We start from the raw sequence: 10,253 nt of genomic DNA, 5'->3' as shown, positions 1-10,253 counted from the left end.
CCCTCCATGGCGGAAATCATCCAGAAGGACGGCACCTGGGCCTTCGAGGCGGACACTCTGCGGCTGACTCCGGGCCGGGACAAGGGCGTCGACCCGTTCCGCCGGGAGCTGGGCGAACTGGTCGTGCCGCTGCGGGCGTTGGCCGGGATCGCCTTCGAGCAGGGCCGGCGGTCGGGGCGGCTGCGACTGCGGCTGCGCGACGGCGCCGATCCGCTGCTCCAGGCGACCGGCGGCCGGCTCGCCGACCCGCTCGACCCCTATCAGCTGACCGTGGAGCCCGACCGGTACGGCGTCGCCGAGTACTTCGCGGAGGAGGTCCGCAACGCCCTGCTGCTGGAGGAGGTTTCCGCGGACCCGGTGGACGAGTATCTGCTGCCGGGTCCGGCCCTGCCGGTGTCCGCCTCGGCCGGCGACGGCACGGCGAGCTTCGACGGGCAGCGGGTGCGGCTGGAGTGGAACTGGAAGACCGAGGGCGCCAAGGCCGCCACCGGCCCGCGGACGATCCCGCTCGCGGACCTCACCGGCGTGGCCTGGCAGCCGGCCGTCGGGCTGGAGAACGGCCACCTCCGCTTCCTGGTGCGCGGCGCCCCGGCGACCGCTCCGGCCAAGTTCGACCCGAACGCGATCGAGCTGTGGGGGTTCAAGAAGGACCCGCTGATGGCCCTGGTGGCCGCCGCCGTACAGGCTCGGCTGCCGCACCCGGCGAAGGACATACCCGTACAGAAGGAACTGTCCACGGACATACACGACGACAGTCATGACGCGCTGCTGCGGCGGCTGCGGGAGCTGGGCGAGCTGCACCGCGAGGGCATCCTGACGGAGGAGGAGTTCGCGCTGGCCAAGCAGGCGATTCTGCGGCGCATGTGAGACGCAGACCACATCAGCCGGTGCCTCTGCCCGAAATCGGGCACGATTCTTGCGAAACCGCGTCCGGTACCCCAGGATCTACCGGGTGCACGACGAACTTGTTGATCATCTGACGCGCTCGACGCCCCTGAACCGGGGCGAGGCGCTGCGGGTGATCCAGGACGTGCTCGCCTACTTCGACGAGACGATCCAGGAGTTCGTCCGTCGCCGCCACCGCGAGCTCCAGGCCCAGGGCCTGGTGAACACGGAGATCTTCGAACGGATCGAGGCGGACCTGAGATACCGGGCGGTGGCACCGCCGGAGCTGACCCTCCGGCAGCTGCGCCGCATGGTCTACGGCTGAGAGATACGTATATATGTGCGGCATTGTCGGATACATCGGGAAGCGTGACGTGGCCCCCCTCCTGCTGGAGGGCCTCCAGCGGCTGGAGTACCGCGGCTACGACTCGGCGGGCATCGTCGTCACCTCCCCGAAGGCGCCCGGCCTGAAGATGGTCAAGGCCAAGGGCCGGGTGCGCGACCTGGAGGCCAAGGTCCCGGCGCGCTTCAAGGGCACCACCGGCATCGCCCACACCCGCTGGGCCACCCACGGCGCCCCCTCCGACGTCAACGCCCACCCGCACATGTCGGCCGACAACAAGGTCGCCGTCGTGCACAACGGCATCATCGACAACGCCTCCGACCTGCGCCGCAAGCTGGAGGCGGACGGTGTCGAGTTCCTCTCCGAGACCGACACCGAGGTGCTCACCCACCTGATCGCCCGCTCCACCGCCGAGAAGCTGGAGGACAAGGTCCGCCAGGCGGTCCGGGTGATCGAGGGCACCTACGGCATCGCCGTGCTGCACGCCGACTTCCCGGACCGGATCGTGGTGGCCCGCAACGGCTCCCCGGTCGTCCTCGGCATCGGCGAGAAGGAGATGTTCGTCGCCTCGGACATCGCCGCCCTGGTCACCCACACCCGTCAGATAGTGACCCTGGACGACGGCGAGATGGCCACCCTCAAGGCCGACGACTTCCGCACCTACACCACCGAGGGCACGCGCACCACCGCCGAGCCCACCACCGTGGAGTGGGAGGCCGAGTCGTACGACATGGGCGGCCACGACACCTACATGCACAAGGAGATCTTCGAGCAGGCCGACGCCGTGGACCGCGTGCTGCGCGGCCGCATCGACGACCGCTTCTCCACCGTGCACCTCGGCGGCCTCAACCTGGACGCCCGCGAGGCCCGCCGGATCCGCCGGGTGAAGATCCTCGGCTGCGGCACCTCGTACCACGCGGGCATGATCGGCGCCCAGATGATCGAGGAGCTGGCCCGGATCCCCGCCGACGCCGAGCCGGCCTCCGAGTTCCGCTACCGCAACCCGGTCGTGGACCCCGACACCCTGTACATCGCGGTCTCCCAGTCCGGTGAGACGTACGACGTCCTCGCCGCCGTGCAGGAGCTGAAGCGCAAGGGCGCGCGGGTCCTCGGCGTCGTCAACGTGGTCGGCTCCGCGATCGCCCGCGAGGCCGACGGCGGCGTGTACGTGCACGCGGGCCCCGAGGTCTGCGTGGTCTCCACCAAGTGCTTCACCAACACCACCGTCGCCTTCGCGCTGCTCGCCCTGCACCTGGGCCGCACCCGCGACCTCTCGGTCCGTGACGGCAAGCGGATCATCGAGGGTCTGCGCCGGCTGCCCGGGCAGATCGCCGAGATCCTGGAGCAGGAGGAGGAGATCAGGAAGCTGGCGGAGCAGTTCGCCGACGCCCGCTCGATGCTCTTCATCGGCCGCGTCCGGGGCTACCCGGTGGCGCGCGAGGCCTCCCTGAAGCTGAAGGAGGTCTCCTACATCCACGCCGAGGCCTACCCCGCCTCCGAGCTGAAGCACGGCCCGCTGGCCCTGATCGAGCCGGCCCTGCCCACGGTCGCGATCGTCCCCGACGACGACCTGCTGGAGAAGAACCGCGCGGCCCTGGAGGAGATCAAGGCCCGCAGCGGCAAGATCCTCGCGGTGGCCCACCAGCACCAGGAGAAGGCCGACCAGACGATCGTCGTCCCGAAGAACGAGGACGAGCTCGACCCGATCCTGATGGGCATCCCCCTCCAGCTCCTCGCCTACCACACGGCGAAGGCCCTGGGCCGGGACATAGACAAGCCCCGCAACCTCGCGAAGTCGGTGACGGTGGAGTAGCCGCCCCCCTCGGACAGAACGGACCCCCACGTGGCCACCTTCACGCGGGGGTCCATTCACGTGCCGCTGCGGATCAGCCGGTGGCCGTCACCCCCCGGCCCGCGGCACGACCGGGAAGCGCCGTCGGCCAGTGCGCCAGCGCGGCCGTGGCGGCGTACCAGGCCACCGCGCCCGACACGGCCCCGATCCAGCCGCCCGCCTTGGCCAGGGAAGAGCTGTCGGCGAAGGCCGAGACGGCCAGCACCAGCATCGCCAGGAACAGCAGCCCGTACATGACCTGGCCGAGGCCGTCCCCGCCCGCGAGGGTCAGGGTGAGCGCCACCAGGGCGAAGAGGAGCAGGAAGAGTCCGGCCGCGTCGGCGGAGGAGTGACCGCCGACCGCCCAGGTGAACCACAGCGCGCCGAGGGCCGCGAAGCCCGTGCCGGACACGCCGTCGCCGCCGCGGAAGGCCAGCAGGCCGACCAGGAACAGGGCAACTCCGCCCACGTAATGGGCCACTGACACGGCGTCGGACGCGGCCACACCGTGGATCACGCCTGTCGTACCGAGACCGAACGCCAACAGGGTGATACCCAGGGCGAGTCGGCCGACCACCGTAGTACTTCCGTTGTCCACGGCGGGCTCCCTTCATGCTGTGCTGTTGCGCGGTGACCGATATATGCCCTTCACAAGGGCACAAACCACCTCTACGCGCGAGTAGTTTCGCGTTGCACAAAGGGAGTTGGGCGACTCAGGGGATGACGATGACGGGCCGCTTCGCCCGCTTGGCGAGCCGGCCGGCCACCGAGCCGAAGATCCGGCCCACGATGCCGTGCGTGGAGCCGACGACGATCGCGTCCGCCTCGTACTCCCGCCCCACCTCTTCGAGTTCGTGGCAGATGTCCCCGCCCCGCTCGACCAGGATCCAGGGCACCTCGGCCAGATAGTCCGCACAGGCCAGTTCCAGCCCCAGGACCTCGGTGCGGTGGTCCGGGACGTCGACGAAGACGGGCGGCTCACAGCCGGCCCACACCGTGGTGGGCAGCCGGTTCGCCACATGGACGATGATCAGACCGGAGCCGGAGCGATGGGCCATGCCGATGGCGTAGGCGAGGGCGCGCTCACTGGAGGTGGACCCGTCGAAGCCGACGACGACTCCGTGCCGGAAGGCGGGATCGCAGGAAGGGCGTGACTCTGCCGCCGCCAGGGGATCGGCCGCCGTGGGATCGGCGACCGGCCGCTTGCGGTCCGCGGGTTCGAAGAATTCGTGACCGGCCATGGCTGTCTCGGCGTTGTGATCCTTTTATGGGTGGGACGACAGTCGTACGACGGAACTGCGCGGTGGAGCCGTGCCCGGAGCTGTGTCCGGGAAACATCTTCCCAACCCCATACCCCCAAGGGTACGGCGGCACGCCTCCGGAGCCCAGTTCCCGCGCACGCTCCGTAAGCGGAGCGGTCCCCCGACGTCCGCAGGGGTTCACCGGAGCATGCACGAGCCGCGCCCGTAACGCAATGGTTGCTGCCCCGTACAGGCGGTTTGCACACGCTTCCCGGGGATCCCCGGCGTACGGCCGGTGACCGACCGGTCGCCCGGGCGTTGAAGGGGTGAGCCACCGCCCCAGGGAGTGACGAGATGCCCGGACACCGCTCCAGCAGCGAGCCGCCCGCCGCGCCGGACAGCGCGAGCGCGGTGATCCGCTGGGCCGCGTTCAGCTGCGTCGTGGTCCCCGTCGTCCTGGTCGGCTACGGCACCTCGCTGGCCGGCGCGGCGGGCGCGGCGCTGGGCCTGGCCGCCGTCACCGCCGTCTGCCGGGTGCTGCTGCGGCGCTCGGAGCGGTGCGCGGAGCGCTACGGCGACCGTTGCGTCGCGCAAAGAGGCGGACGTCACACCCGGGGACAGACACCGACCGACTGACCTGTTTCTGCGCTTCGGAACGCTTCTTTTCAGCCAACTTCTGGATATCGCCCCAGGGGGGTCCCGACCACCCCCAAACCCCCGTTCCACCTGCACGGAAAGGGTCTACGGACGGCTGCGCACCCTACGCGGTTTGGCCACCGCGACAAGGCGCACTTCCCTGCGCGCTCCGCGAGTGCAACGCTTCGTGATCGAATGCTTCACGCCAAGTTGTCATGTCGACAATCTGGGGCGTGTGGAACTGGTCACCGTGAGACCGCGGGACCCAGTAGATTCGATCTTGACTTGCTTACGGCGGGGGACTCGTGCAGGACCGAGGGGAAACGTGCAGGAGCGACACAACCGAGGAGCCGCGACCACCGAGGGGGGCTTAGCAGTATGAGCCACGACTCCACCGCCGCGCCGGATGCCGCAGCCCGGAAACTCTCCGGGCGACGCCGCAAGGAGATCGTCGCGGTGCTGCTGTTCAGCGGCGGTCCCATCTTCGAGAGTTCCATTCCGCTGTCGGTGTTCGGAATCGACCGCCAGGACGCCGGGGTACCGCGCTACCGGCTGCTGGTGTGCGCCGGTGAGGAAGGCCCGCTGCGGACCACAGGGGGCCTGGAACTCTCCGCGCCGCATGGACTGGAGGCGATCTCACGCGCCGGGACGGTCGTCGTACCGGCCTGGCGGTCGATCACCTCACCACCGCCCGAAGAAGCGCTCGACGCGCTGCGCCGGGCCCATGAGGAGGGCGCCCGCATCGTCGGGCTGTGCACGGGCGCGTTCGTGCTCGCCGCGGCCGGACTGCTGGACGGACGCCCGGCGACCACCCACTGGATGTACGCGCCGACGCTGGCCAAGCGCTATCCGTCGGTGCACGTCGATCCACGGGAGCTGTTCGTCGACGACGGCGATGTGCTGACGTCGGCGGGTACGGCCGCCGGGATCGACCTCTGTCTCCACATCGTGCGCACGGACCACGGCAACGAGGCGGCCGGCGCGCTCGCCCGGCGCCTGGTGGTCCCGCCGCGCCGGTCGGGCGGGCAGGAACGCTACCTCGACCGGTCTTTACCCGAGGAGATCGGCGCCGACCCGCTCGCCGAGGTCGTCGCCTGGGCGCTGGAACACCTCCACGAGCAGTTCGACGTGGAGACACTGGCGGCACGCGCCTATATGAGCCGCCGCACGTTCGACCGCCGGTTCCGCTCGCTGACCGGCAGCGCACCGCTCCAGTGGCTGATCACCCAGCGGGTGCTCCAGGCACAGCGGCTGCTGGAGACGTCGGACTACTCGGTGGACGAGGTGGCGGGACGCTGCGGCTTCCGCTCCCCGGTGGCCCTGCGCGGCCACTTCCGCCGCCAGCTCGGCTCCTCCCCCGCCGCCTACCGGGCCGCCTACCGGGCCCGCAGGCCCCAGGGCGACCGGCCGGAGGAGGCGGAGGCGCCGGCCGTCCAGCCGGGTCACCCGTCCCCGATGGGTCTGTCGGGTCACGGTCCCGTCGGCCACGGGCCCGCGGTGCTGCACCCGGACAGCGGGGTGCCGATCCAGAGCCGGCGTACGCCGGCCGGCGCGGTGAGCCTGCTGCCGGGGCCGCGCAGCGCCAGCTGAGCGAGGAGTGAGGAAGGGAGGGGGCGGAGTCTCGTACTCCGCCCCCTCCCCCTTGTCTTCTGGCCGTCTTTTCTCGCTCCTGTGCGGGTGCACGCTCGGTTCCGCTCGCGGCGGCGCGCCGTAAGGTGAGACACATGAACGATCGCATGGTGTGGATCGACTGCGAGATGACCGGCCTCTCGCTGTCCGACGACGCTCTCATCGAGGTGGCCGCCCTCGTCACCGACTCCGAGCTGAACGTACTCGGCGAGGGGGTCGACATCGTCATCCGCCCGCCGGAGCGGGCGCTGGAGACGATGCCGGAGGTGGTGCGTCAGATGCACACCGCGTCCGGCCTGCTCGCGGAGCTGCCGAACGGCACGACGCTGGAGGACGCCGAGCAGCAGGTGCTGGCGTATGTGAAGGAGCATGTGAAGGAGCCCGGCAAGGCCCCGCTGTGCGGGAACTCCGTGGGCACCGACCGCGGCTTCCTGCTGCGGGACATGCCGACCCTGGAGGACTACCTCCACTACCGGATCGTCGACGTCTCCTCCATCAAGGAGCTGGCCCGGCGCTGGTACCCGCGGGCCTACTTCAACAGCCCGGAGAAGAACGGCAACCACCGGGCGCTGGCCGACATCCGCGAGTCCATCGCCGAACTGCGCTACTACCGCGAGGCCGTCTTCGTGCCGCAGCCCGGGCCCGACTCCGAGACCGCGAAGGCGATCGCCGCCAAGCACGTCCTGCCCGCGCCCTGACCTGCCGGTCGCGGCCCCGAGAAGCCCGCCGGAAGGCCCGCGCGAAAACCTGTGCGCGAGCACCCCTTCGGACCCTGTAGACTTCTTCTCGGCCGGTCGGGGAAACGACAAGTTCCACCGCCGGTCGTGGTGGGTGTAGCTCAGCTGGTAGAGCACCTGGTTGTGGTCCAGGATGTCGCGGGTTCGAGTCCCGTCACTCACCCTCGGTGATCAGCCGGTGGCTCCGTCGAAAGACGGGTCACCGGCTGTTCCGTTTTCCCGGGCAGGACCGGGCCGCTTCCCGGACGAGCGGCGGAGGCCGCTCTTCCGAGTGTGCAGTCCCTGCGTTGCGCGGGGCCGGGAGGCCCGGTGTGCGCCAGGATGGCCCCTGCGTCAGAGCACTGCCTCGCCACGCGCGACCCACCCGACGGCGCGTCACGACCGGACGCGGCGCGTGGCGATTCGTCTCACACGAGGGGAACGCAATGTCACGCAGTCGTGCACGCACCACCGCCCTCGCCGCGACAGCGGCGGTGGCGGCCGTCGCCGGTGCCACGGGGGCCGCACCAGCCCACGCCCCGGCCCAGACCTCCCAGACGATCCGCTTCTTCTCCGACCGGCCGCTGCCGGCGAACGGGGCGACGGCGGTGTCCGCCCTCCCGGCCTCCGCGCGCGCCCTCCTCACCGGCGAGCGCTCCGTGAGCCCGGACACGGACACGCCCCGCGGGTACAAGCTCCGCAAGGGGAACACCCCCACGCCGTACATCTACAAGTCGGGCGACGTGTACGCCATCGAGGCGCACTGCGACGCCCACGAGTGCCACGCGATCCAGCAGGTCGAGCTGGCCATCAAGGAGTACGTGCGCGGCCGGACCTCCAAGAACTGGGAGATCACCTTCTACGGGCGCCGCTACACGGGTTCGGCGGACTTCCACATGGAGTACACCTACGAGTGCGGGGTCAACATCCCGCACGCCAAGGACAAGACCTGCTCGACCTGGAGGCACGACGGGGCGCAGGGCCCGGCGGGTCCTGCCGTCGCCGTCAACAAGCAGTACATCGTGAAGAACTTCGGCAAGACCCCCGTGGTCACCAAGTTCCCCATGGTCAAGATGCTGGTGGAGTTCCACGACGGCTCCGAGGCGATCGGCGACGACGGCAAGCCCGGCGAGAAGTTCCGCGGCTGGGACGTCTGCGTCACCAAGACGACCACCAAGCTGTGCCACAGTACGGGCGACGGCAGTTGAGCCGACGGCGCTGGAGGCCCCCATGGCGAGCTGGACCGAGCTGCGTGAACTCCTCGACCGCACGCCCAAGCCCGCCGTGGTGGGCCGCCACCTCTCCGTCCAGCCGCGGCGCGACGACGGGCAGGGCTGGCCGCCCGCCAGCCCGGTGCGCCGTACCGTGTCCTTCGCCTACCGGCCCCCGGGGGACTGGTTCCTCGACCACGGCGACGGGGACATCACCCTCGACACGGGGCGGGACGCGGCGGCCGGGCTCGGCTTCGGGCCGCGGTTCCCCTGGGACCTGGCCCCCTCGCCGGACCGGCTGATCACCTGCGCGCACAGCCCGGCGCTGGCCGCGGCCGACGCCGTGGGCGAACCGGAGCGGGTACGGCACGAGGGGCGCCCGGCGTGGGCGGTCACGCTGCGCACCCCGGCGCTGCCGCACCCGTTGCGGGTGGTCGTCGACCCCGCCGCGGGCATCCTGCTGTCGGCGGCGGTCGAGGAGACCGGCTACCGCGAGGAGCTGTCCGGGCTGGAGTTCCCTCCCGGCCAGCCGGACGACCGCTTCCGGTGGACCGACGCCCTGGAGGCGGCCGAGGAGGCCCGGCAGAAGCGGCGCGCCGAGGTCGCCGCGCACCACGGTGCGGAGAGTCTGCCCGTCCCCGCCTTCTGGCCCGGCGGGCGCGAGCACTTCGAGCCCCGGGTGTTCGACGGCGACCTCACCACCGGTCTGCTCGCCCTGGACCTCTACAACGAAGGTGCCCCGGCGGGCACTCCGGACATGGCCGTGCTGGTACGGCAGCCGCCGGACACCCCGCTGTTCGAGCCCGGCTGGGTCGCGGACCCGGAGGCGTACGTGCACCACTGGGCGGACGGGACCTGGCAGTGGACGCTCGCCCTGTGGGGCCGGCCGCTGACCCCCGAGGAGCTGGACCGGGTCGTCGCGTCCCTGCCCGGCTCCCCGCGCTGACCGGGCCGGCAGGGTTCGGTGGGGGCCGAACCGTCGGCCGGGATACTGGACGCATGGGTGCGGACAGCGCGGGCAAGGACGTCGGTGTCGATCTCGCGGCGGTGGCCCGGCTGCTCGCGGACGGCACACGTGCCGGTATCCGCCTGGCCCTGCTGGACGGCCGGGCCTGGACGGCGCGCGAGCTGGCCCGGCACACCGGTGTGGCGCCCTCGACGGCCACCGAGCATCTGAACCTGCTGGTCGGCGGGGGTCTGCTGGCCGAGGAACGGCAGGGCCGGCACCGCTCTGTCCGGCTCGCCGGCCCCAGGGTGGCGGCCCTGATCGAGTCCCTGGCCGAGCTCGCCCCGCGCCACCCCGCCCGGCCCGCCTCCCTCGGCGCGAGCGGCCGGTCCCGGGCGCTGGGCCGCGCCCGGCTCTGCTACGACCATCTCGCCGGCGCGCTCGGCCTGGCCGTGACGGACGCCCTGCTCACGAACGGCCTGATCGCCTGGGACCCCCAGCCGTCCCTGGCCCGGGCGGGATCCGCCGCTCTGGCCGAGCACGGCATCGCGCTGCCCACCGCGTCCCGGCGCCCGCTGGTGCGGTCCTGCCTGGACTGGACCGAGCGCCGCCCCCATCTGGGCGGCGCGGTGGGGGCGGCGGTCTGCTCCCACGCCCTGGCCGCGGGCTGGATCACCCGGATCGGCACCAGCCGGGCCCTGGCGCTGACCCCGGCCGGCCGGGAGGCGTTCACCGACCGCCTCCACCTCCCCCCGGAGCGGCTGCCCGCCCGGGCGAACGGCGACTGACTGCTCGGTCCGGGCGCGCAGCGGAGA

Annotated in this window: 11 protein-coding genes and 1 tRNA gene; 10 read left to right on the top strand and 2 right to left on the bottom strand. The window is 71.5% G+C overall.

Translation table 11 applies throughout. The annotated features are described in order from the left end of the window. Positions 1–6 precede the first annotated feature (6 nt). From ACWCV9_RS15680 to glmS, 3 genes are all read left to right on the top strand, one after another. Positions 7–867, top strand: coding sequence for a DUF4429 domain-containing protein (locus ACWCV9_RS15680; protein WP_450787034.1), 861 nt, complete (start codon positions 7–9; stop codon positions 865–867). A gap of 85 nt (positions 868–952) precedes the next feature. Continuing rightward, positions 953–1,210, top strand: a complete 258-nt coding sequence (locus tag ACWCV9_RS15675; protein WP_385843774.1) for a hypothetical protein — start codon at positions 953–955, stop codon at positions 1,208–1,210. A gap of 13 nt (positions 1,211–1,223) precedes the next feature. Next, positions 1,224–3,041, top strand: coding sequence for a glutamine--fructose-6-phosphate transaminase (isomerizing) (gene glmS, locus ACWCV9_RS15670; RefSeq protein WP_385843773.1), 1,818 nt, complete (start codon positions 1,224–1,226; stop codon positions 3,039–3,041). Between the two features lie 73 nt (positions 3,042–3,114). Here the strand turns inward: glmS and ACWCV9_RS15665 are convergent, their stop codons facing one another. Both ACWCV9_RS15665 and ACWCV9_RS15660 read right to left on the bottom strand, forming a co-directional pair. After that, complete coding sequence (locus ACWCV9_RS15665) at positions 3,115–3,657, bottom strand: GPR1/FUN34/YaaH family transporter (protein ID WP_450787032.1); 543 nt, start codon at positions 3,655–3,657, stop codon at positions 3,115–3,117. A gap of 115 nt (positions 3,658–3,772) precedes the next feature. Beyond that, complete coding sequence (locus ACWCV9_RS15660) at positions 3,773–4,300, bottom strand: universal stress protein (RefSeq protein WP_201830499.1); 528 nt, start codon at positions 4,298–4,300, stop codon at positions 3,773–3,775. A 354-nt stretch (positions 4,301–4,654) separates the two neighbouring features. Here ACWCV9_RS15660 and ACWCV9_RS15655 point away from each other — a divergent pair, with 354 nt between their 5' ends. From ACWCV9_RS15655 to ACWCV9_RS15625, 7 genes are all read left to right on the top strand, one after another. Continuing rightward, positions 4,655–4,936 carry a hypothetical protein gene (locus tag ACWCV9_RS15655; RefSeq protein ID WP_450787030.1) on the top strand — a complete coding sequence of 94 codons (282 nt, stop codon included), beginning with the start codon at positions 4,655–4,657 and terminating at the stop codon, positions 4,934–4,936. A 378-nt stretch (positions 4,937–5,314) separates the two neighbouring features. Next, positions 5,315–6,526: a helix-turn-helix domain-containing protein gene (locus tag ACWCV9_RS15650; RefSeq protein WP_450787028.1), complete on the top strand. Its 1,212-nt coding sequence runs from the start codon at positions 5,315–5,317 to the stop codon at positions 6,524–6,526. A 134-nt stretch (positions 6,527–6,660) separates the two neighbouring features. Then, positions 6,661–7,263 carry an oligoribonuclease gene (orn, locus tag ACWCV9_RS15645; RefSeq protein ID WP_385843769.1) on the top strand — a complete coding sequence of 201 codons (603 nt, stop codon included), beginning with the start codon at positions 6,661–6,663 and terminating at the stop codon, positions 7,261–7,263. A gap of 129 nt (positions 7,264–7,392) precedes the next feature. Continuing rightward, positions 7,393–7,465: transfer RNA gene (locus ACWCV9_RS15640), tRNA-His, on the top strand. 262 nt (positions 7,466–7,727) lie between these two features. After that, positions 7,728–8,489: a hypothetical protein gene (locus ACWCV9_RS15635; RefSeq protein ID WP_450787026.1), complete on the top strand. Its 762-nt coding sequence runs from the start codon at positions 7,728–7,730 to the stop codon at positions 8,487–8,489. A gap of 22 nt (positions 8,490–8,511) precedes the next feature. Further along, a complete protein-coding gene (locus tag ACWCV9_RS15630; protein ID WP_450787024.1) occupies positions 8,512–9,438 on the top strand; it encodes a hypothetical protein in 927 nt (308 codons plus the stop codon). 53 nt (positions 9,439–9,491) lie between these two features. Beyond that, a complete protein-coding gene (locus ACWCV9_RS15625; protein WP_450787023.1) occupies positions 9,492–10,226 on the top strand; it encodes an ArsR/SmtB family transcription factor in 735 nt (244 codons plus the stop codon). The last annotated feature ends 27 nt before the right edge of the window (positions 10,227–10,253 follow it).

This window comes from Streptomyces sp. NPDC001606, assembly GCF_053596835.1.
Note: the sequence above shows the minus strand (reverse complement) of the source record. Positions and strands in the feature narration are given on the sequence as shown.